The 20773-nt window shown below is 35.1% G+C and carries 25 protein-coding genes; 15 read left to right on the top strand and 10 right to left on the bottom strand.

Translation table 11 applies throughout. The annotated features are described in order from the left end of the window. Positions 1-70 precede the first annotated feature (70 nt). The 6 genes from A6J74_RS12815 to A6J74_RS12790 all read left to right on the top strand — a co-directional run bounded on the left by A6J74_RS12815 (position 71) and on the right by A6J74_RS12790 (position 5459). Positions 71-2011 carry a BglG family transcription antiterminator gene (locus tag A6J74_RS12815; protein ID WP_000169807.1) on the top strand — a complete coding sequence of 647 codons (1941 nt, stop codon included), beginning with the start codon at positions 71-73 and terminating at the stop codon, positions 2009-2011. 109 nt (positions 2012-2120) lie between these two features. Beyond that, complete coding sequence (locus A6J74_RS12810) at positions 2121-2441, top strand: PTS lactose/cellobiose transporter subunit IIA (protein WP_000131325.1); 321 nt, start codon at positions 2121-2123, stop codon at positions 2439-2441. A 1-nt stretch (position 2442) separates the two neighbouring features. Beyond that, positions 2443-2748, top strand: coding sequence for a PTS sugar transporter subunit IIB (locus tag A6J74_RS12805; protein WP_000275635.1), 306 nt, complete (start codon positions 2443-2445; stop codon positions 2746-2748). A 71-nt stretch (positions 2749-2819) separates the two neighbouring features. Next, complete coding sequence (locus A6J74_RS12800) at positions 2820-4130, top strand: PTS sugar transporter subunit IIC (protein WP_001013063.1); 1311 nt, start codon at positions 2820-2822, stop codon at positions 4128-4130. After that, complete coding sequence (locus tag A6J74_RS12795; RefSeq protein ID WP_000900038.1) at positions 4106-4384, top strand: hypothetical protein; 279 nt, start codon at positions 4106-4108, stop codon at positions 4382-4384. Before A6J74_RS12800 ends, A6J74_RS12795 begins: the two co-directional genes overlap by 25 nt. After that, positions 4374-5459 (top strand): DUF871 domain-containing protein, encoded by a 1086-nt coding sequence (locus A6J74_RS12790; protein WP_000440064.1) that lies wholly within the window; start codon positions 4374-4376, stop codon positions 5457-5459. The genes A6J74_RS12795 and A6J74_RS12790 overlap by 11 nt, the downstream gene beginning before the upstream one ends. Positions 5460-5738: 279 nt before the next feature. Here the strand turns inward: A6J74_RS12790 and entC are convergent, their stop codons facing one another. The 4 genes from entC to A6J74_RS12770 form a co-directional block, all read right to left on the bottom strand. Beyond that, on the bottom strand, positions 5739-7118 hold the full coding sequence (gene entC / locus A6J74_RS12785; protein ID WP_000421954.1) for a cell wall-binding protein EntC: 1380 nt from the start codon (positions 7116-7118) through the stop codon (positions 5739-5741). A gap of 458 nt (positions 7119-7576) precedes the next feature. Beyond that, a complete protein-coding gene (locus tag A6J74_RS12780) occupies positions 7577-8728 on the bottom strand; it encodes an ABC transporter permease (protein WP_002038017.1) in 1152 nt (383 codons plus the stop codon). 26 nt (positions 8729-8754) lie between these two features. Continuing rightward, a complete protein-coding gene (locus A6J74_RS12775) occupies positions 8755-9429 on the bottom strand; it encodes an ABC transporter ATP-binding protein (protein WP_000609098.1) in 675 nt (224 codons plus the stop codon). After that, complete coding sequence (locus A6J74_RS12770; RefSeq protein ID WP_000728809.1) at positions 9426-10529, bottom strand: efflux RND transporter periplasmic adaptor subunit; 1104 nt, start codon at positions 10527-10529, stop codon at positions 9426-9428. The genes A6J74_RS12775 and A6J74_RS12770 overlap by 4 nt, the downstream gene beginning before the upstream one ends. 211 nt (positions 10530-10740) lie before the next feature. Between A6J74_RS12770 and A6J74_RS12765 the strand changes: the two genes are divergently transcribed. The 3 genes from A6J74_RS12765 to A6J74_RS12755 all read left to right on the top strand — a co-directional run bounded on the left by A6J74_RS12765 (position 10741) and on the right by A6J74_RS12755 (position 13441). Further along, complete coding sequence (locus tag A6J74_RS12765) at positions 10741-11475, top strand: YwaF family protein (protein WP_000451310.1); 735 nt, start codon at positions 10741-10743, stop codon at positions 11473-11475. An 87-nt stretch (positions 11476-11562) separates the two neighbouring features. Beyond that, positions 11563-12429, top strand: a complete 867-nt coding sequence (locus A6J74_RS12760) for an ABC transporter permease subunit (protein ID WP_000239651.1) — start codon at positions 11563-11565, stop codon at positions 12427-12429. 1 nt (position 12430) lies between these two features. Continuing rightward, complete coding sequence (locus A6J74_RS12755; RefSeq protein WP_000269941.1) at positions 12431-13441, top strand: ABC transporter permease; 1011 nt, start codon at positions 12431-12433, stop codon at positions 13439-13441. 42 nt (positions 13442-13483) lie between these two features. Here the strand turns inward: A6J74_RS12755 and brnQ2 are convergent, their stop codons facing one another. From brnQ2 to A6J74_RS12735, 4 genes are all read right to left on the bottom strand, one after another. After that, positions 13484-14800, bottom strand: a complete 1317-nt coding sequence (gene brnQ2 / locus A6J74_RS12750) for a branched-chain amino acid transport system II carrier protein BrnQ2 (RefSeq protein ID WP_001260922.1) — start codon at positions 14798-14800, stop codon at positions 13484-13486. Between the two features lie 219 nt (positions 14801-15019). Next, complete coding sequence (gene cotJC, locus A6J74_RS12745) at positions 15020-15589, bottom strand: spore coat protein CotJC (RefSeq protein ID WP_000265285.1); 570 nt, start codon at positions 15587-15589, stop codon at positions 15020-15022. Between the two features lie 12 nt (positions 15590-15601). Continuing rightward, positions 15602-15865 carry a spore coat protein CotJB gene (locus A6J74_RS12740; RefSeq protein ID WP_000194492.1) on the bottom strand — a complete coding sequence of 88 codons (264 nt, stop codon included), beginning with the start codon at positions 15863-15865 and terminating at the stop codon, positions 15602-15604. An 8-nt stretch (positions 15866-15873) separates the two neighbouring features. Then, positions 15874-16089 carry a spore coat associated protein CotJA gene (locus A6J74_RS12735; RefSeq protein ID WP_080609517.1) on the bottom strand — a complete coding sequence of 72 codons (216 nt, stop codon included), beginning with the start codon at positions 16087-16089 and terminating at the stop codon, positions 15874-15876. Positions 16090-16182: 93 nt separating this feature from the next. Here A6J74_RS12735 and A6J74_RS12730 point away from each other — a divergent pair, with 93 nt between their 5' ends. Both A6J74_RS12730 and A6J74_RS12725 read left to right on the top strand, forming a co-directional pair. Beyond that, positions 16183-16596, top strand: a complete 414-nt coding sequence (locus A6J74_RS12730) for a VOC family protein (RefSeq protein WP_080025437.1) — start codon at positions 16183-16185, stop codon at positions 16594-16596. Further along, positions 16562-17341 carry a DUF2935 domain-containing protein gene (locus A6J74_RS12725; RefSeq protein WP_000533385.1) on the top strand — a complete coding sequence of 260 codons (780 nt, stop codon included), beginning with the start codon at positions 16562-16564 and terminating at the stop codon, positions 17339-17341. Before A6J74_RS12730 ends, A6J74_RS12725 begins: the two co-directional genes overlap by 35 nt. Before the next feature lie 17 nt (positions 17342-17358). Here A6J74_RS12725 and ku read toward each other — a convergent pair whose 3' ends face one another. After that, positions 17359-18171, bottom strand: a complete 813-nt coding sequence (ku, locus tag A6J74_RS12720; RefSeq protein WP_000557727.1) for a non-homologous end joining protein Ku — start codon at positions 18169-18171, stop codon at positions 17359-17361. A 352-nt stretch (positions 18172-18523) separates the two neighbouring features. Between ku and A6J74_RS12715 the strand changes: the two genes are divergently transcribed. The 4 genes from A6J74_RS12715 to A6J74_RS12700 all read left to right on the top strand — a co-directional run bounded on the left by A6J74_RS12715 (position 18524) and on the right by A6J74_RS12700 (position 20266). Next, positions 18524-18805 (top strand): YkvA family protein, encoded by a 282-nt coding sequence (locus tag A6J74_RS12715; RefSeq protein ID WP_000733839.1) that lies wholly within the window; start codon positions 18524-18526, stop codon positions 18803-18805. Positions 18806-18816: 11 nt separating this feature from the next. Beyond that, the gene (locus tag A6J74_RS12710; protein ID WP_000435004.1) at positions 18817-19422 is read left to right on the top strand and encodes a DedA family protein; all 606 of its coding nucleotides are present in this window, start codon (positions 18817-18819) and stop codon (positions 19420-19422) included. Between the two features lie 110 nt (positions 19423-19532). Next, entirely contained in the window at positions 19533-19901 is a 369-nt protein-coding gene (locus A6J74_RS12705) for a DUF3992 domain-containing protein (RefSeq protein WP_001277536.1), read from the top strand. Positions 19902-19921: 20 nt separating this feature from the next. Beyond that, the gene (locus tag A6J74_RS12700; protein ID WP_000525817.1) at positions 19922-20266 is read left to right on the top strand and encodes a DUF3992 domain-containing protein; all 345 of its coding nucleotides are present in this window, start codon (positions 19922-19924) and stop codon (positions 20264-20266) included. A 57-nt stretch (positions 20267-20323) separates the two neighbouring features. On the opposite strand, the gene A6J74_RS12695 is transcribed toward A6J74_RS12700, so the two are convergent. Next, entirely contained in the window at positions 20324-20749 is a 426-nt protein-coding gene (locus tag A6J74_RS12695; RefSeq protein WP_000791321.1) for an S-Ena type endospore appendage, read from the bottom strand. Positions 20750-20773: the final 24 nt, after the last annotated feature.

Raw genomic sequence — 20773 nt, 5'->3', positions numbered from 1 at the left:
TATAAAGGGGAAAAACTACTGATTTCAGTAGCTTTTCCCCCTTTATATATAAAGAGCGAGAGGAAGAGCTATGACAAAGGTGCATCAGCGATTAATTTCTATTTTAGAGGAGTTTTTAGAAGAGAAATCGATGTTAAATCGAGCTTTTTTAGCGAACCGATTACATGTATCAACGAAGACGATTCAAAAAGATATAAAATTATTAAATGATATATTGGAAGAAAACGGAGCGAAAATCGAATCGCAAAGAGGGACTGGATATGAACTAGAAATTATACAAACGAAGATATTTGAAGAGTTTTGTGTGAGTCTATTTCAAAAACAGACGGAAAAGATCCCAACTTCTTATGAAGAAAGAGTTGCGTATATTTTACAACGTGTTTTAACGACAGAAGGATATGTGAAGCTTTCGCAGTTAGCAGAAGAAATTTACGTGAGTAAATCAACTGTAAATTTAATTATGAAAGATGTTACAGATATATGCGGTCGCTATACATTGCAAATTGAAAAGAGACCGTATTATGGTATACGTATTGTGGGAGAGGAATTTAATATTCGTTCTTGTTTATCACAATATGGTTTACCACGTTATGAACATACTCCGTTTCATGAGCAATTTGAGCAGACGGATACATATGTATCGTTACCTCATATATCACTCATTCGTTCAATTATATTAAAGTATATTGAGGGTGGAACAATATATTTATCTGATATAGAAATTGATAATCTAGTTATTCATATTGCAATCGCATTAAAGCGTTGTCAAAGTCAACATTATATGACAGGACTGCATGTGGAGCAATCAGAACTTATAATAAAGAAAGAATATACAATTGCGAAGCAGATTTTAGGAGATTTAGAGAAAGAGTTAAAACTTTTATTTCCAGAAGAAGAAGTATTATATGTGACGGTGCATTTGTTAAGTACTGCTGTTACAGCGAGAGATCGCTATGAAAATGTAGAAGAACTATTAGGAAAAGATATATATGCATTTATGCAACATATTCTTTTTAAAGTAGCGGAAGAACGGAATCTTATTTTTTATTATGATGAAGAATTATTATTTGGATTTGGTGTTCATTTAAAAACGTTATTAAATCGTTTGAAGTATAAGTTAAATACGAGAAATCCTCTTTTGGCAGAAGTGAAAAAGAATTATCCGTATGCTTTTGAAATTGCGGTTCTCGTTGGAGATATAATCGGTGAATATACGGGTGAATCGATCCCTGAAAGTGAAATTGGTTATATTGCTATTCATTTCGGCGGAGCGATGAGCCGTTTGCAGGAGCAGAATCAAAAGAAAAGATGTTTATTAGTTTGTGCGACTGGTCAAGGGAGTGCACAACTATTAAAATATAAAATTTTATCACAGTTTCGAGATAAATTAGAGATTGTAGGTATTACAGGCTATTATCAATTGAAAGTAGAAGACCTTTATAAAGACAAAATAGATTGTATTATTAGTACGATTCATATACCTAGTGGTTTGCCTGTTCCAGTTATAAAAGTGAACTCAATATTTGATGATAAAGAGATTAAATCGATTGGTCAGCAATTGTTTACGCATGTGAATAATAGTGTGCAGCAATATATAAAAGAAGATTTAATCTTTTTAAATCGTAGCGCTTCTACGAAAGAAGAAGTTATTCAATTTTTATGTGAGAAAGCCGCTGAGAAAAACTATGTGCCAGAAAATTTTTATGCTTCTGTTATGGAAAGAGAAAATACATCTCCGACAGCGGTTGGAAATTTAGTGGCGATTCCGCATCCGATGCAGTTATTAAGTGAGGAAACATTTTTGATATTTTGTACACTTGATAAGGCTGTTGAGTGGGGAGATAAAAAAGTACAATTGATTATTTTATTTAGTGTGAAGCGCAATAATAATGAAGATTTGCAACGGCTTTATGATTTTTTATATGATATTATGTCTAATCAGAATACGATAGAGAAATTAACTCAGGCTGAATTAATTGAAGGTTTTCAAGAGATTTTATTATCGTATTGAAAAAGTATATAAAAACTTCCGTTACATAACGGAAGTTTTTTATGTTTAATTGTATGCGTTTTCATAATAAGATGAACATATAGAAAAACAAAGCTTGGGGGAAGTTAAAATGACTGATATGCAAACTCCATTTGCGTTAATTTTACATGGTGGCAACGCGAGAAGCGCGGCGCTTGAAGCAATCGCTTTTGCAAGACAAGGAGATTTTGAGAATGCGAGTGAAAAGATGGAACTTGCTAGTGAAGAAATTTCAGCAGCTCATCGTATTCAGACGGATTTAATTCAAGAGGAAGCAAGAGGAAATCATGCAGAAATAAGTTTACTGTTAGTGCATGCACAGGATCATTTAATGAATGCAATTACAGTGAAAGAACTTGCTGAAGAATTTATCGCTCTTCATAAACGTGTGGAAGAGAAAGTGACAGTATAATATGTATATTTTATTATGTTGTGCTGCAGGTATGTCAACGAGTATGGTTGTAAGAAAAATGCAAGAAGAGGCGAAGAAACAAGGGAAGGATTATAAAATTAAGGCAGTTGATTCAGAACTTGTGAAGCTTGAAATTAAGGAAGCAGATGTCGTTTTAATTGGTCCGCAAGTGAAATATTTATTTCCGGCCGTAGCGTTTCTTGCAAAGTCATACGATATACCAGTTGCTATTATAAACCAACGAGATTATGGCATGTGTGACGGTTTGAAAGTACTTAAGCAGGCAGAAGAATTAGTTTTAGCGTAATTATATTTTTTTAAACATAAACATTATAATGTTATAACTTTTGGTTATATTGAACAAAGGGAGGGCTATTGATGAATGGGTTTATGAGTTTTATGGAACAGAAGATTATGCCAACAACGCAAAAGATTGCAGGACAGCGACATTTATTAGCAATTCGAAACGGGGTTATTTCTACATTACCATTAACGATCGTCGGATCATTTTTCGTTATCTTTTTAAACTTACCAATTGATGCATATATGGAGTGGATTGCACCGTTTCGTCATATTTTAGATATTCCATTCCGATTTACAGTAGGCTTAATGGCATTATACGCAGCTTTTGGGGTAGGGGCTTCGCTCGCTAATTTTTATCAGCTCAATCAATTAAGCGCAGGGTTACTCTCTGTACTCGCCTTTTTATTAGCATCAGTTGAACCAATTCAAATTACGAAAGCTGTACCAGGTGTTATTGATGCGGGTAGATACATTTCAGTAGGAACATTAAGTGCCACGTCTTTATTCGGCGCAATTGTTACTGCATTAATTGCAGTAGAAATTTATCATTTTATGATTAAGCATAATATTTCGATTAAATTACCAGAAAGTGTACCACCAGCAGTTGCAAACTCGTTTGCAGCATTAATTCCAACTTTAGTTGTTATTCTTTTATTCTGGGGTATTCGTTACGGTTTAAAATTTGATGTAAATACAACAATCACATATTTAATTGCACCATTAAAGTCAGTATTAGTAGGAAACAATTTATTCGGCGGTCTATTAACAGTATTTTTAATCGTGTTCTTCTGGTCATTCGGTATTCATGGCCCAGCGATTTTAGGACCAATCATTCGTCCGATGTGGGATTCAGCAATTCTTGAAAATATGGAAGTGTTCACGGCTACAGGAAATGCACATCAGTTACCAAACTTATTTACAGAGCAATTTATTCAATGGTTCGTATGGATTGGTGGGTCGGGTTCAACGTTAGCTTTAGTCATTATGTTTATGTTCTCTAAATCTAAGTTCTTAAAAGAGTTAGGTAGATTATCATTCGTGCCAGGTTTATTCAATATTAACGAGCCAATTATTTTCGGGGCACCGATTGTAATGAACCCAATCTTAATTATTCCGTTCGTTATTACACCGTTAGTTACAACGACGGTATCATATTTCGCAGTTGTTTCAGGTATGATTCCACTTATGATGGCGAAGTTGCCATTTACGATGTTAGCGCCAATTGCAGCAGTGATTAGTACGGACTGGACAATTATGGCTGGCGTACTTGTAATTATTAACTTTGTAATCTCATTTATTATTTACTATCCATTCTTCAAAATGTATGAGAAACAACAAATAGCAGGAGAGGAGAAAACAGAATGCTCGGAGCAATTATCATCTTAATTACATTTGTGATCGGACAATGCATTGCTCATTATTCGAAATGGGTACAAAGTAAATCTTTATTAGTTTTACTACTCGTATCAGTTTTGTTTATCGGTTGTTCAATGGGTGCATATGTAATTTTAGGTCTACACTCACCGTACGTAATTATTGTACCGACAATTTTATGTGCAACATGTTTATCTGCAAAATATAGATTTACGAGCATGGCATTAATACAACGTGTGAAGGAGATGCAAAAGCATGGAGCGTAAATTAGGAATTTCACTTTATCCAGAGCATTCAACGAAAGAAAAAGATATGGCTTATATTTCCGCAGCGGCACGACACGGTTTTTCAAGAATATTTACTTGTTTGTTATCTGTGAATCGTCCAAAAGAAGAAATTGTAGCTGAATTTAAAGAGATTATTAATCACGCAAAAGATAACAATATGGAAGTTATTTTAGATGTAGCTCCAGCTGTGTTTGATCAGCTTGGTATTAGTTATAGCAATCTATTATTTTTCGCAGAATTAGGCGCAGACGGTATTCGTTTAGATGTAGGTTTTGACGGATTAACGGAAGCGAAAATGACGAATAATCCGTACGGTTTAAAAATTGAGTTAAATGTAAGTAACGATATTGCGTACTTAGAAAATATTCTTTCGCATCAAGCGAATAAATCAGCTTTAATCGGTTGCCATAATTTTTATCCACAAAAGTTTACTGGTCTTCCGTACGATTATTTCATTCGATGTAGTGAACGTTTTAAAAAGCACGGTATTCGCAGTGCAGCCTTTATTACATCAAATGCCGCAAACATCGGTCCATGGGATATTAACGACGGTTTATGTACGTTAGAAGAGCATCGTAATTTACCAATTGAAGTACAAGCGAAGCATTTATGGGCAACAGGGCTAATTGATGATGTCATTATCGGAAATGCTTATGCGAGTGAAGAAGAGTTAGAGAAATTAGGAAACTTAAATCGTTACATGTTACAGCTAAAGGTACACTTTGTAGACGAAGCAACGGAAGTAGAGAAGAAAGCGACGCTGCAAGAATTACACGTAAGACGCGGCGACATAACAGAATATATGGTACGTTCTACAGAAGTGCGTAAAAAGTACAAAGACTATGACTTCCCGGTGCGCGAAAGTGTGCTACAGGAAAGAGGGCAAGTTGTAATTGGTAATAACTCATTCGGAAAGTATAAAGGTGAACTGCAAATCATCTTGAAAGAAATGCCGATAGATGAACGGAAAAACATTGTCGGTACAATTGCAGAAGAAGAGTTATTCTTACTAGATTATGTAGGAGCTTGGACGCAGTTTACTTGTGTGGAATAGGGAAGATAGGGGGCGTTCTAAATTTTGGAACGCCTTTTTAATAGTAAAGCGCTTTTAATGTAAAAATTTGTCGATAAATCGATATTTCTTGTCGAATCGTTGATATATTATAAGTTACGATAGATATATTCGAAAAATCGTTGATATATTGTAGGTTACGATAGATATATTTGAAAAATCGTTGATATAATTTCATTTACTGTGACATTTTTCAGTAGTTTAATAGAGTAAAAAAAAGAGTCAGCCTCAACAATGAGACTGACTCTTTTTTTATAGTAATTAGTTTAAAATTTTCACTGTAACTGTTTTACGTCCCCAGTTACTTGAAGTGCCTTTATCTGGCATTAAAACGTCGATTTTATTTCCTTTAATAGCTCCACCAGTATCACCAGCGATTGCTACTCCGTAACCTTCAACCCATACTTTTGAACCTAATGGAATGACACTTGGATCAACTGCAATTAGTTTCATGTTTGGATTTGCTGTTAAGTTGTGACCTAAAGCTGATTTTACTTGGTCGCCTGCTTTATAACCATTTTCAAGTGGATCTGCTGTGTAAGCTGTTGCTACAACTCTTAACTCACGAGAAGATGATGGTGTGCTTGTTTCAGTTTCTTTTGCAACAGGTTTTTGTGTGGCTGGTTTTTGAGCTTTAGCTTCTGCTTGAGCCTTAGCCGTTTCACGAGCTTCAGCTGCTTCCTGAGCCTTAGCTGCTTCACGAGCTTCAGCATCTGCTTGAGCTTTAGCCGCTTCACGAGCTTTAGCTGCTTCTTGAGCCTTAGCCGCTGCTTGAACTTCAGCTGCTGCCTGAGCTTTAGCTTCTTCACGAGCTTTAGCTGCTTCCTCTGCTTTAGCTTCAGCATCTGCCTGAGCTTTAGCTTCTGCCTGAGCCTTAGCTTCTTCACGAGCTTTAGCTGCTTCCTGAGCTTTAACTTCTGCTTGAGCTTCAGCAACTTCACGAGCTTTAGTTGCTTCCTCTGCTTTAGCTTTTGCTTGAGTTTCAGCTACTTCACCAGCTTTAACTGCTTCACGAACTTTAGCTGTGTCTTGAACTTTAATTGCTTTTTCAACTTTAACTGCTGGTTGAACTTTAACTGGTGCTTTACCTGTTAAGTATGGAACATGAACATAAGCTGTTTTTCCGTTATATTCAAATTGAATCCAGTCATTTTGCACTTCGTGTGTTGTTTCGATTACATCATCTTGTTTCAACTTACCAAGAATTTCTGAGTCTGTGTTTGCTCCAGCACGTACGTTTAATACGTTTGCTGTTACGTAGTAAGTATCTTTCGTATAGTCAGCGCTTATGAAAGCTTCTTTACCGCTATTCAATTTAACTTTTGACCATCCGTTTTCTGTATGTAAAACATTTACTTTATATCCATCTAATAATTTTCCTACAACTTTTGATTCAGTAGTTGGGTTTTCTCGTACGTTTAGTACGTCAGTCGTTACGATTGTTTCTGCTTTAGCAGATGTTGTGAAAATCCCAAGACCAAAAACCGCTGCTGTTGCTATACCCATAAATTTTTTCATAATAGCCTCCATTGCATTTGTTTTCGTTGACCTCATTATAGCAACCATTATTTTCTTATTTGCGAAAAACATAAAATTACAAAGCTTTCGTAACGGGGCATTAATATTCTGTAATAATTCCATAAATAACCTGATAGCGCTTCCTTATTGTTTTTTGGAGGATTAGAGCGTGTGAAACATAAAATGAGTGGTATTTCAATTTCTATAACGTTAATAATATTACAGAAATGTTTCTAATTGTTTTCTGCAGTATTACAAAAATGGTGTGTTTTACTGTCGAAACGAAAATTTAGTTATAAAATAATAATATTTTTGACTGTGGAAATATATAAATGAGGTGAAATTTAATGAAATATCGATAGAATTGTTACAAAATAAGTCGATGCATGGAAAAAATTACGCCTTGTATTTTGTCTATTACATATTATTTTTGCAATAATAGGATTCGATAATAGCCCGAGTATCTATAAAGAATGAAGAGTATTAGAAAGATAGTTGTAACGTGAAACATATATAATAGAAGAAACACAATTTGATAGGTAAATAAAAAACGTAGGAGTGTACACTCCTACGTTTTTTATTTACTCATATCGTAAACATTCAATTGGATCAAGTTTTGCAGCTTTGTTAGCTGGTAGTAGTCCGAATGCAATACCGATTAGCATTGAAATACCTACTGAAAGAAGTCCAAGTTCTTTTGAGATAACAAGTGGCCATCCGGCAAAGATTGAGACGATCCAAGCGAAGAAAATACCGAGCATGAATCCGATAAAACCACCTAGTCCTGTTAAAATACAAGATTCGATTAAGAATTGCGTTAATACTTTACCGCGTGTTGCACCAAGTGCTTTACGAATACCAATCTCACGTGTACGTTCTGTTACAGATACAAGCATGATGTTCATTACACCGATACCACCAACAAGTAATGAAATAGCAGCGATACCACCGAATACCATTTTCATCATACCGATTGATTCATCTAGTTGCTTCGTAAATTCACCCATATCTTGAGCTTCAAATTTATGCTCAAATTTAGGAGCTTTCATATCGTTTAAAACAGAAGCGGCTTGTTTTTCTACACTTTTACGTTCTGCTGGTGAAGTTAATATTAATCTTACAGAGTCATACTCAGTTACTCCTGAGATTACAGGAGCGTTTTCAAGTGATGTATAACCTTCTGACATAGCCATTCCGAAATCATTTTTCGTTTCATACACACCGACTACTTTATATGGCTTTCCTTTTATGTCAGTGTATAAATTTGATTCCCAGCCGTTAAATAATTTATTGAAAGCTTCTTCATTTAAAATAACAGCAGGAATCGCTTGCTTTAATTCACTATCATTTAATTCACGACCGTGAACTAATTTTATTTTCGCATCTGTCATGAAGGCGCCTGTTCCACCTCTTAAATCAAGAGAGACATCTTTTGAACCAGAAGATGCTTTTACTTTCATACTTACATCTGGATAAACATCTTTAACGCCTGGCACAGTTTGAAGACGTTTTAACATATCAGCTGTAATTTTGGCACTATCAGTTCCGTAATCAGGGTTGTTGTAGTAAATCGTTACTTCTGTATCTTTTCCTTGGCCTAATTCTTTTTTAAACTTTGCATTTGTACCATCACCCATTGAAATGATAGTAATAATGGCGCTAATACCAATAATAATACCTAGCATTGTTAATATAGAACGCATTTTATGAGCAAAGATAGAGGAAAGGGCCATGCGTATATTTTCACTCGTGTTCAAAATTAACCTCTCCAATCTTGGACGATATTTCCGTCACGAATTACAATTTGACGTGCTGCAGCTTCCCCGATTTCACGATCATGGGTAATCATAATAATTGTTGAGCCTTGTTTGTTTAATTCGTAAAAGAGGTCCATAATTTGTGTACTCGTTTTCGTATCAAGTGCACCCGTTGGTTCATCAGCTAAAATGAATTTTGGGTTATTTACAATTGCACGGGCAACGGCAACACGCTGCTTTTGACCACCGGATAATTCGTTCGGTAAGTGAGTAGCTCGATCTGCTAAACCAACTTTTGTTAAAGCGGCTAATGAGCGTTCACGTCTTTCTTTTTTATCGACTCCAGCGTAAATAAGAGGTAGTTCTACATTTTGAAGTGCTGTAAGTCTTGGTAATAACATGAAGTTTTGAAATACGAACCCGATCTCTTTATTACGAACGCGTGCAAGTTCGGTTTCAGACATGTTTGAAATATTTTGTCCCGCTAATTCATACGCACCTGTCGTTGGTTTATCTAAGCAACCGATAATGTTCATTAAAGTTGATTTACCAGAACCAGAAGGTCCCATTATAGAAGTGAATTCTCCTTGGTTTAGTGTTACGTCAATTCCGTGTAATATTTGAACGGACTCTGCACCATTTTGGAAGGATTTCGTGATGCCTTTTAAGTTAATCACTGGGCGACAACCTCCATACCATCTTTTAAGTCTTTTTCAGGTTTAGAGATAATTTGTTCTCCTTTTTTCACTCCAGAAACTTTTGCTTCGCTATCTGTCTCGAATTCGACAGTAATCGCTTGTTCTTTCGCTTTACCATCTTTTACAACGAAGACAACATTTTTGTCACCTTTTTTCACGATGCTGCTTTTCGGAACAATTGTACCAGTTGCTTCGCCAGATTTACTTGTTACATAAACGTGGAAGCCGTTTTGTAATTCTTCACTATTATCTAATGTGACAGTGAATTGATAGTTAGAAACAGTTTTATTTTCGTCTATACTCTTTAATGGTGTAGAACCAATTTCCGTTACTTTTCCTGTCCAAGTCTTACCAGCGACCGTTTTTGATGAAACAGTTACTTCTTGCCCAACTTTCATACTAGCAAGCTCATATTCAGAAAGTTGACCTTTTACTTTAAATTGACCAGCATGACGAAGAGTAATGCCACTCATACCTGTTTTTTCATCAGCAGTTTTCACGATATCATCAATTACACCATCAACAGGACTTGTTACAGAAAGAGTGTTTACTTTCTCTTTTGCTGCTTTAATCATTTCATCAGATTTTTCAACTTCAAACTTTTTCATTTCAAGTTGTGATTCTAATTGTTGCACTTCGACTTCCGATGCTTTTAATGCTTCCTGAGGAAGACCTGCATTTTTATCTTTTTGTAATTTTTGTTTCGCTGCATCGATTTGTTTTTGGAACAATGTTACTTCTTTTTGTGCGATTTTCTTTTGCATTTCTGCTTCCGTTACACCTTGTTTAGCAGTGGGGTCATTATATTTAAACAGAAGTTGCCCTTTTTTCACTTCATCGCCTTTTTTAACCGCTAATTCATACGTGCCTTTTGTTGGATCAAATGAAATAGTTTCAATTCCGTTTGGAATAACTTCACCGCCAAATTTTTGCGCGTTTTCGATTTGTTTTTCTGTTACTTTATAACTGCTATATGCCATTGCAACATCTGAACCACCACCAGCAAATGCAAAGTATGATCCAGCTGCAATTCCGATTGCTACTACACTAGTAATTAACACTTTATTTTTCTTCTTCATCTATTTATCACCTTTTCGTTCGTTTTAGTATCTACATTAAGTATAGAAGAGGTGAAGAATCTGACAAATCGTTTTAGCTTACAATAACCTTACAGTTTTGTAAGGTATGAATATGTAAATGTAAGGTAGAGGTTGTCCTAGCTTAAGCAAATGAATTGACTCGTTGTTTCTTTCCTACAATAATATTGTAGGAAGGAGAGGAGGAAGGAAGATGGAAACTTATTTTAGTGCGCATCCATTAAAGCTATTTATTCCATACTCAAGGCAACATGCCATTATATTATTTATTATGTTGGTGGGGATCGTTTTTCTATATCAATACCAAGATGTATTACGTCAAATTGAGTGGAATATAACGGTTAGATATGCGATTGCATTTCTATTTATAGGAAGTGAAATTGGGCTTCATATGTGGGAATGGAAAGCCGGGATTTTTGACCTAGGCACTTCATTACCATTTGAGTTATGTACGATTAGTTTATTATTAGCGTCAATTATGATTGTAACGAAAAGTTATCGCATATATGAGATTGTGTTTTTCACAGGAATTATCGGTGCATCACAAGCCATTTTAACGCCAAACTTGCAGTATGCTTTTCCGCATTTTCGTTTCATTGAATATTTCATTGCGCATGTATTGCTCATTTGGGCACCGCTCTTTATGACCTGGGTAGAAGGGTATCGTCCGACAGTACAATCTATTAAACGCACAATGATATTTTTAAACATATTGATTCCAATTGTTTCGTTTGTGAATTACAAAACGGGTGGAAATTATATGTTTTTAGCTCATAAGCCAGAAACTGCCTCATTACTCGATATGTTAGGACCGCATCCTTACTACATTATTTCATTAGAACTCGCAGCGCTTATTGGATGTTTTATTGTGTATATGCCGTTTGCGAAAAGAGAAAAACATGTACATAAAGAATCACTAGGATCATAACCTAGTGATTTTTTGCGTTTGAATATTTACAATTCAGAAAATTAAGAATAAAATTAAAGGGTAAATCATAGAGAGAGAAGGGGAAAAATGGTCAAAAAAGTATTTTTGAATGGGATGGAAATGACGATTCAATTTATTATTTCGATTTTGGGGATTATTTGTTTAGGAGCACTGCCGAAATTATTTTATGGATTTGAGCTGCATGTATCAGAGTACATAAAGAGTTTAAAAGAAGTATTTTTGAACTTAATGGATCTCTCCAATTTGCAATATGTGAGAGATAAATTTTTATTCCCACAGTTGTTTATCCATTATAAAGAAACGATTGTTATTTTTTTGGCCGCTTTTTTCATTTCATTATTTGTAGCATTTTGTATCGTTTATATGATTATGAGTAGTTCACCGCGTATACAACATCGAATTAAATCATTTCTTATCTTCCTAGAATCCATTCCAGACATTCTTCTTATTTTAGTATCACAAATTTTAGTTATATGGTTTTTTAAACAAACAGGTTTTTTACCTTTTCAAATTGCGTCAATTGGAGGCGAGTCGATTAGAGGATTGCCAATATTATGTTTGAGTATACCGACAACGATTATGTTTGTAAAAATGTTAGTGCTTCGTTTTGAAAATGAGCTAGAAAAAGATTATGTACTATTTGCTAAAGCGAAAGGGCTGAATCGCTTTCATATTTTAAATCGTCATATTTTACGAAATGTGTTGCTTAGTACACTTTTCTTTGCGAAAACGAATGTTTTTTTTATGCTATCTAATTTATATATTATAGAATGGATTTTTAATACGAGTGGTATTTTTATGTTTTTGAAATCGTATGAGGGTATTAGGATTGAGGTTTTCATCGTTAGTGTGCTGCTTATTTATATTCCGATTTTTATTATATTTAAATTGTTTCATTATCTCATTCCAGCTGCGATGAAGGAGAGATTATAATATGTGGACGTATATAAAACGCGATAAAAGATTTTGGATAAGCATTGGGTTTCTTCTCCTATTAGTTCTTTTGAGCATCGGAAATACGATATGGAATGATGGACAGATTAAAAAAGTTACACTGCAATATGATGCGGATGGAAATCCAGAAGTGCCACCGTTTTCACCTTCACTACAATTTTTACTCGGGACAGATTTGAAAGGATATGACCTTTTACATTTAGTCATTGAAGGCGCGAAGTGGACGATTGGTATATCTATTTTAATTGCGGCACTTAGAATGGTAATAGGTGTGTTTTTCGGTGTTATACTCGGAACATATATAAAAAGAGGCTTTTCAAAGATTGAGGCTTTTTTTGATAGTTTCACAGTTATTCCGACAGTTATGATTGCGTATTTCTTTCTTCAAGCTGTGAATATATTTGGAAGTGGAGAGGAAACAACAACTTTTTTTGAAAGGGCTTCGTTTCAAGTTGTATTACTTGTAATGCTTGTGATGCCAGTTATTGCACTGTATGTTGCGAAGGAAGTTCGTAAATTACAAACAGAAGAATTTGTTGATGCCGCGCGCATATTAGGTGGATCGAGAAGGCACATTGTTATAAGGCATCTTTTTCCGCATCTCTATATGACGTTTATACTTGTATTTCTTCAACAGTTTACTCAAACCTTGACCATTTTACTTCATTTAGGGTTACTTGAGGTGTTTTTTGGAGGGACAGTCCAGTTTGGTGGACCGATAGGGATAAAAGAAATAGACTCTTACACACATGAATGGTCAGGGTTAATAGGAGTCTATTTTAGATCATTAACAGTGCATCCGTGGATTCCTCTCGTCCCAATTACATTTTTCGGGCTTACTATTTTTTCAGGAAATATGATTGTAAAAAGTATAGAAGAGGCGATGTCAAAAGTAAGGTTAGGCGGAGAGATAAAGAAGCCAGTTGTAGAAGAAGAACAATCTGTTGTGCAGTCAAAAGAAGAGTTATTTACTTTTAAACATACGATGTGAAAATAAAGAAGAAGCAAGCATAATCAATGCTTGCTTCTTTTTTTATTTCGTAGAAACTTCACCTTCAGCTTCTGTTTGCGGAATAAAGTATCCGATTATACCACCGATAATTGCCGGAACAATCCAGCCGATCCCTAAGTTATAAAAAGGAATTGTGTGTACGATATTAGCGATAAAGTTTGGAATCATTTCCACATTATCAAGTGCATGAATACAGCTAATAAGGAATGCAGCGATCATTGCTCCGATATAGACAGAAGGTTTACGTTTCGTATATTTATCAATAAATGATACGAAAATTAAAATGATTGTAATTGGATATAAAATAATTAATACAGGTAATGTAATTTTAATTAATAAGCTTAAGCCTAGGTTTGAAATGATGAAGCTAAATATACAAACGTATAATACCAGTTTCTTGTATGAAACATTCGTTAACACTGTTGCGAAATAGTTTGCGAATGCACTTACAACACCGATTGCAGTCGTTAAACAAGCGAAAATAATTGCGATACTTAATAAAACATTACCGCTTGTCCCAAAGAATTGATACATAATCGTAGCTAATAGCTGACCACCGTTTTCAAATTGTCCTAAGTTTCCGTTTGAAGCCCCGATATAACCGAGTAAGAAATAAACAATTGTTAAGAAAAGGGCAGCAATGCTTCCGCAAATAATTGTATATTTTGCGATGGATTTTTTATCTTGTATACCGTTTTGGCGTATTGCATTTACAACAATCGTTGATAATACGAGCGCCCCAATTGCATCTAACGTTAAAAACCCTTCAAGAAATCCTTTGAAAAATGGGATGTCTTTATAGTCACCGATAGGTTCTGTGAATGATCCTGGTGAAAGAATTGCTTTTGTTGCCATAATTGCAATAATTACAAGTAAAATTGGCGTTAATATTTTACCGATATGATCTACTAATTTGGATGGATTTAATGATAGGAAGTAAACGACTGTAAAGAAAATAGCGCTAAAAGCCAACATAGAATACCATTGATCTGGGAAAAGTGGTGCAATCCCAATTTCGTAAGATACAGATCCAGTTCGTGGAATAACAAATAGTGGGCCGATTGAAAGATAAATAATGATAGCGAATACTGCTGCGAATTTTGGGTGAACACGGCTTGCTAAAGTGTTAAAACTACCACCGGCAAGGGCAACAGCGACGATAGCTAGTAAAGATAAACCGACGTCTGTAATAATAAATCCTGTAATGGAAACCCACATGTTTTCTCCGGAAGAAAGACCGAGAAGGGGCGGGAAAATCATATTACCAGCACCGAAGAAAACTGCGAATAGTAGTAAACTAATCGAAAGTATTTGCGCTGGTTTTAAAGTTGTACGCATATAAAGAAAATCCTCCTAATGAGTATTTTTGTCGAAAATTCAAATAATTTGTCGAGTAACTGTTATTATTTTAAAGGTCTGATGACTAGAAAGCAAGAGGGAATTTTATAAAAATTAAAAAATAATGCATTAAATTGAATAAATATACTATTTATATGTTAATTAGGAAGGATTTAACTTTACATATAAAAAAACACACATATCGTTACGATATGTGTGTTAAAAGAAAATCTTTTTATCACGTTCTTCTTTTAAAATTTCAACTGCTTCTCGGAAGCGTTGTGAATGCACAATTTCTCGTTCACGTAAAAAGCGTAAGCTATCATTTATATCTGGATCATCGGATAAGTTAATGAGCCATTGATATGTTGCGCGCGCTTTTTCTTCAGCGGCAATATCTTCATATAAATCTGCGATGGGGTCTCCTTTTGCCTGAATATAAGTAGCAGTAAAAGGAACACCACCTGCATTATGATAAAATAAAGCGCTATCGTGATTAGCGTACTGTGCGTCTAATCCGGCAGCTTTCATTTGTTCCGGTGTTGCATCTTTTGTTAATTTATAAATCATTGTAGCGATCATTTCTAGGTGTGCGAATTCTTCGGTGCCGATATCGGTTAGCAAGCCAACGACTTTGTCAGGGATAGTATAACGCTGATTTAAGTAACGAAGGGCAGCAGCTAGTTCGCCGTCAGCACCACCGTACTGTTCAACTAATAATTTGGCAAGGGCTGGATTACAGGTGCTTACTTTAACTGGGTATTGTAATTTCTTCTCATAAATCCACATATTTTCTCTCCTTCATATTTGCCATGGCCAAGGACCTTTGCTCCATTCCCATGGAGCGTTAGAATAACTATTTCCAAACTGCTGAAGTGGTCCGTATTTTTCTTCCATCTTTTGTTTTAATACCCTTCGTTTATAGGAGAAGTCATTAAATTGATTAATCGCAGCAGTGTCATCTGGATGTGTATCTAAATAAAGAGTTAGTTCAACTAGTACAAAGTCTAGTTCTTGAAGCTCCAGTAAAAGTTGATAATATTCTTCTGGTAGCGATTGAGTCACGTCAGTAGTCACCGCCCTTTTTTATAAGGATTTTCATAATAGTCATAAAAAACAGGCCATAAAGTTCCTTTTTGTAATGCCTCTTTTGGTGTGAATTGCGGTAAATTTGGCGGTTGAAAACCTAAAAATAAATTAGGAGGAGTAGAATAATATTTTTTTCCGATAGGAGGACAAGGATCTTGAGGGCTATGGTATGGCACGAATGCTCTCATATATTTATTCATGAATAAACCTCCTTAACTCTTCATCACTACGTATTGTATTCAGACATAACAGGCATTTATGACACATATAAAAAAGTAATAAGTACAGGGGGAATGAATGTGGAGAATGTAAAGAATTTCATTGTGCTAGAAGTAAAGAACTTAAAGGAAACGCTGTATTTTTACGAAGGGATTTTAGGAATAAGCCCCAGTTCAGAGAGACCTCAATTAGATATAACAGGGGTTTGGTATGATGCTGATTCAATGAGAGTTAGTTTTGTAATGAATCGTAGTTTGGGTGGGCGTGAGAAGAGTGTTACGGATGCGGTTGATGTTCTAATGTTTTCAATTTCTAACATAGAGAACTTAAAGAAGAGGTTAGTGTTTTATAAAATTGCATATACAGAAAACAAAAGTGAGAAGAGTATTGTAGTACAAGACCCAGATGGATATAAAGTTCAAGTGATAGAAAGAAACATAGGGAGGCGATTTGATGGGGAGAAATTACGAAGAAAGTGCGTTGTTTGAGCATAAGTTTTGGCTAAAGGTACTTAGTGATCATGCGCAATTTTTACTTGATGCGTTAGCTCCAAAGGAGAAGGAAGATATAAAGAAAGCTACTTATTTTGTTGAGACGTTTACAGGCTTTTTAAATAAAATTCATACTGTCAATCTCATTGCATTCTCAAAAGAGGCAGAGCGAGCTGCTAAGGAGATACGAACGTTTAAATTAAATATTATACAGAAACAGTTGGAGGGGAAAATTACTATTCATTTTACGCCGACTTTTATTAATCATATGGTAAATGAAGTAGAAGAGTATATAACGGTGTTAGAGTTTTTAAAGAAAGGAGAAGTTCCGCCTGTTTTTCATGAATTACATTATCATCTCGTTTGGTTAACAGATGCAGCTGGTCATGCAGGGTCTATTTCTGGTGGATTAGATCTTGTTGAAAAAAGATTGAAAGAGAAAAGCGAAGAATTCGAGAAGCACTTTGAACAATTTTACTTAAAGGCAGTTGAGATGACGGGGTATTTACGGACAGAGCTTCATCATTTTCCGGCGTTAAAGAAGTTTACAAAAGATGTTTCACTTGAGTTAAAATTATTTTCGCATTTTCTCCATGAGGTTGAAGAGATGGAGTTATCGAATGAAATATTAAGTGCGTTATCAGCGAGAATGGCAGATCATATGGCAAGAGAGGAATGTTATTATTTATTAAAGTTAGCACAATCATCTGGACTTGAGATGCCAAAATGTAATCCACTTTAAAGAACAAGAGGTCGATTTCAGTTGGCCTCTTGTTCTTTTTTATTATCTCTTTTTATTTTTGCTTGCTCAATACTTGCCTGTAATGTCTCCATAATATTGATGATGTTTGGAGCTGGGGAGATTGTTTCAGTTTTTTCCTGTTGTTCAATTTTGTTTTCGATTAATTCGGTAAGAGCTTCTTTATACTCGTCTTTAAATAGCTCTTGTTCGAAAGGATTTGTAAGATGATGAATTAAATTGATTGCCGCGGTGAGTTCTTGTTTTTGAATAGGATGATCTTCGTTACTTGGTAAATTAGGTGTAGTTGTTATATTGCGAATTTCATTAGGGTAATGAATGGTTTGTAACATAAGCCCATCTTCAAAGCTACGGATAATAGCTAAGTGTTGTTTTTTTCTGATAGAAATATGAATTAGACCAAGTTTATTCGTACGTTCAAGAGCTTCTTTTAATAATAAATATGACTTTTCGTGTCCCGGCGTAGGGCCTATAAAATAAGAACGGTCATAGAGAACAGAATCAATTTCGCTATTTTGGACAAAAGATATAATACGAATGGACCGTGGCTCATGAACTTTTTGCAGCTCAGCTAATTCTTTTTCATCAATAATGATGTATTTATGAGGTGCATATTCATAGGCTTTTACAATATCTTTATCATCGATTTCTTCATCCGTACAATCAGGAGCAAACTTTTTATATTTAATAGGTGTTAGGCATTCTTTATGGAGACTTAAAAACTTTATATCGTTTTCTTCTACGGCACTATATAGTTTGATTCCTATATTTAATAGCCCAAGTGAAAGTGCACCTTTCCATACGGTATGCATATGAAATTTCTCCTTTCATTTAAAAAAATAAGTATGTTTATTATGAGATAGTAAGAAATTTCATATACGTTTTTTATTTTTAGTCAAGGGTAAGCTAGATAGTTCGAGTCATAAAATGTATTGACAAGCCCTCTAAAATATTTTAATGTGATTGTATAAAATTGTGTATATAAAGGGGAGTAACTTATTACAGTAAAGTCGTCATTACAGGGAGAAACCCTCGGCTTTATTGGCAACGTTTCGTTGTTAGTGAGACCTTTACCAGCAATGGTACAGGCCCCTTATTGTCTTTTTTAGGACCCTTACCATATTTGGTAGGGGCCTTTTTGTATACAAAGAGAGGAGATAAAAAATGAAAAAACTTATTAGTAGATTAAGAGTTGTATTTCATGTCCGCAAGTTTGTTCCATTCCTATTTGACTTTTTCACTTCAAAAGAGGTTTCAATAAAGAAGAAAATTTTATCTGTTGCTTTTTTAGTTGGTTATGTGGCGATGCCGCTTGATTTAATTCCAGACTTCCTGCCGTTTATCGGTATTTTAGATGATATTGGAATTGTGTTATTCATTTTGAATCGAATTGTAAAAATGGCACCAGTGCAATTACAAGAAAAGCATAATGTAAATATTGGATAGGAGTTAAAAGAATGGAGCAAATTATTTTAGATATAATCGAGTTTTTAAAGCAGTTTTCTTATTTTGGAGTTGTGTTAGCATTAACGTTTGAATTTATTCCAGCAGAAGTAGTTTTACCCATGGTTGGATATTGGGTGTACGAGGGAGATATGAATTTTTGGCTAGCTGTATTAGCTGGAACGCTTGGTGGAACGACAGGACCATTAACGTTATATGCACTCGGTTATTACGGTGGTCGTCCTCTATTAATAAAATACGGAAAATACTTCTTCATTAAGGAAGAACAAATTCAAAAGGCAGATGATTTCTTTGAGAAATACGGACCGGTTGTAGCATTTGTTGGACGCTTCGTTCCAGGAGTTCGAACACTTATTTCCGTTCCATGTGGTATGGCGAAAATGAACATATGGAAATTTAGCATATATACATTTGTAGCGATGTTCCCGTTAACGGCTTTGTATATATATGTAGGAATGAAATTAGGTCCGCATTGGGAAAAAGCAGCGGATATTGTTGGACAATATATGCTACTGATATTAGGAGGCGTTCTTCTTATCGTGGCTAGTATCTTTATCTATAAATTTATGAAAAAACGAAACAAAACGGAATCTATCTAGTTATTAGCATTGAGTTTTGATTAATTTTTGAAAATAGATGAATAGTACAGGCAAAAGACTCTAAAGGACATACACATATAGGGAATATAAAAGAGAGAGGGGAAACAACTATGTCTTGTGAGTGCTCAGGGTCAGCGTTAACTTGCTGTCCAGATAAAAATTATGTGCAAGATAAAGTGTGTAGTCCGTGGTCTGCTACTGTAGTTGCAACAGCAATTGATAATGTTCTCTATACAAATAATATTAATCAAAATGTAATTGGTACTGGCTTTGTGAAATATGATGTTGGACCGGGCCCAATCACTGTAGAAGCACTTGATTCTGCTGGGGCTACAATTGATACACAAACATTAAACCCAGGAACGAGTATTGCTTTTACGTATCGCCGCTTTGATAGTATACAAGTTGTGTTACCGGCAACACCTGCTGGAACGTATCAGGGAGAGTTTTGTATTACAACACGTTATCCACTTTCATAGCAGAATAGGAGAGGATCAAAATGGGAATGAGAAGTTCCAGTTTGTCTTGTTGTTCTAATAAAACGCTTGTACAAGATCAAGTATGTACAGACTGGTCTATTACAGGTGCTGGTACTCAAATTGTATATACGAATAATATTACGCAAGAAGTGTATGGTTCGGGTTATGTGAAATATGATGTAGGCGCAAATCCAATTACTGTTGATTTTTTAGTAGGTGCTACAGTAGTTGATACGATTACTGTTCAACCGCAAAGTAGCGGTACTTTCACTATACGATATTTTACTACAATTCGAATTACTACGACAGGAACAACTGTTAGTCAAGGAGAGTTTTGTATTACAGTACGTTATCCGATTTCATAAAAAAGCATACCGTAAAGGGTATGTTTTTTTTATTGAGGAAGTAATGAAATTGGTATTCTATAAGCAACATGTAAATTGGCAACAGTACTTGCCTTCTAAATATAGTGAAGAATTACTTTGTATATTAATAATACTAACGGATATTAAACCTTTACCTGTGTAAGATATTGTATTGCCAGGAAACACAGTGAAAATATTAGTTACTGCTCCAACGATTTGAATTGTAATTGCTTCAGTGCTGCTAGTACTATTGTAAACCGAGACAGTACCTGATATAAGGAGTATCCCATCACTTTGCCATAGTATCATTGATTGTAATGCATCTTTGGCAGAGGGAATGGTGCTATTAGTTATGAGGAAATTCCCTGCAAATTCATTTGTTACTAGCTCGCAACTTGGATTTGGAGGAGGGGGCGGTGGACAAGGGTCTGGACAAATGATAGATAAAGGAGCGAAACAGCCAATATTTTTTTTATTCTTCAATACAACCCCTCCTTTTTAAGTTGT

The sequence above is a fragment of the Bacillus sp. FDAARGOS_235 genome, from assembly GCF_002073415.2.
GTDB classification, from domain to species: Bacteria; Bacillota; Bacilli; order Bacillales; family Bacillaceae_G; genus Bacillus_A; species Bacillus_A toyonensis.
This window is presented reverse-complemented; position numbering and strand designations above follow the sequence as displayed.

Excerpts from the sequence above, each read along its gene's own strand:
- A6J74_RS12795 (WP_000900038.1), top strand. The coding sequence starts at position 4,106 with ATGCTCGGAGCAATTATCATCTTAATTACATTTGTGATCGGACAATGC.
- A6J74_RS12710 (WP_000435004.1), top strand. The coding sequence starts at position 18,817 with ATGGAGCAAATTATTTTAGATATAATCGAGTTTTTAAAGCAGTTTTCT.
- A6J74_RS12760 (WP_000239651.1), top strand. The coding sequence starts at position 11,563 with ATGGTCAAAAAAGTATTTTTGAATGGGATGGAAATGACGATTCAATTT.
- A6J74_RS12770 (WP_000728809.1), bottom strand. The coding sequence starts at position 10,529 with ATGAAGAAGAAAAATAAAGTGTTAATTACTAGTGTAGTAGCAATCGGA.
- A6J74_RS12765 (WP_000451310.1), top strand. The coding sequence starts at position 10,741 with ATGGAAACTTATTTTAGTGCGCATCCATTAAAGCTATTTATTCCATAC.
- A6J74_RS12800 (WP_001013063.1), top strand. The coding sequence starts at position 2,820 with ATGAATGGGTTTATGAGTTTTATGGAACAGAAGATTATGCCAACAACG.
- A6J74_RS12725 (WP_000533385.1), top strand. The coding sequence starts at position 16,562 with ATGGGGAGAAATTACGAAGAAAGTGCGTTGTTTGAGCATAAGTTTTGG.
- A6J74_RS12715 (WP_000733839.1), top strand. The coding sequence starts at position 18,524 with ATGAAAAAACTTATTAGTAGATTAAGAGTTGTATTTCATGTCCGCAAG.
- A6J74_RS12805 (WP_000275635.1), top strand. The coding sequence starts at position 2,443 with ATGTATATTTTATTATGTTGTGCTGCAGGTATGTCAACGAGTATGGTT.
- brnQ2 (WP_001260922.1), bottom strand. The coding sequence starts at position 14,800 with ATGCGTACAACTTTAAAACCAGCGCAAATACTTTCGATTAGTTTACTA.
- A6J74_RS12810 (WP_000131325.1), top strand. The coding sequence starts at position 2,121 with ATGACTGATATGCAAACTCCATTTGCGTTAATTTTACATGGTGGCAAC.
- A6J74_RS12755 (WP_000269941.1), top strand. The coding sequence starts at position 12,431 with ATGTGGACGTATATAAAACGCGATAAAAGATTTTGGATAAGCATTGGG.
- A6J74_RS12790 (WP_000440064.1), top strand. The coding sequence starts at position 4,374 with ATGGAGCGTAAATTAGGAATTTCACTTTATCCAGAGCATTCAACGAAA.
- A6J74_RS12780 (WP_002038017.1), bottom strand. The coding sequence starts at position 8,728 with ATGGCCCTTTCCTCTATCTTTGCTCATAAAATGCGTTCTATATTAACA.
- A6J74_RS12730 (WP_080025437.1), top strand. The coding sequence starts at position 16,183 with ATGAATGTGGAGAATGTAAAGAATTTCATTGTGCTAGAAGTAAAGAAC.
- A6J74_RS12815 (WP_000169807.1), top strand. The coding sequence starts at position 71 with ATGACAAAGGTGCATCAGCGATTAATTTCTATTTTAGAGGAGTTTTTA.
- ku (WP_000557727.1), bottom strand. The coding sequence starts at position 18,171 with ATGCATACCGTATGGAAAGGTGCACTTTCACTTGGGCTATTAAATATA.
- A6J74_RS12735 (WP_080609517.1), bottom strand. The coding sequence starts at position 16,089 with ATGAATAAATATATGAGAGCATTCGTGCCATACCATAGCCCTCAAGAT.
- A6J74_RS12705 (WP_001277536.1), top strand. The coding sequence starts at position 19,533 with ATGTCTTGTGAGTGCTCAGGGTCAGCGTTAACTTGCTGTCCAGATAAA.
- A6J74_RS12700 (WP_000525817.1), top strand. The coding sequence starts at position 19,922 with ATGGGAATGAGAAGTTCCAGTTTGTCTTGTTGTTCTAATAAAACGCTT.
- cotJC (WP_000265285.1), bottom strand. The coding sequence starts at position 15,589 with ATGTGGATTTATGAGAAGAAATTACAATACCCAGTTAAAGTAAGCACC.
- entC (WP_000421954.1), bottom strand. The coding sequence starts at position 7,118 with ATGGAATTATTACAGAATATTAATGCCCCGTTACGAAAGCTTTGTAAT.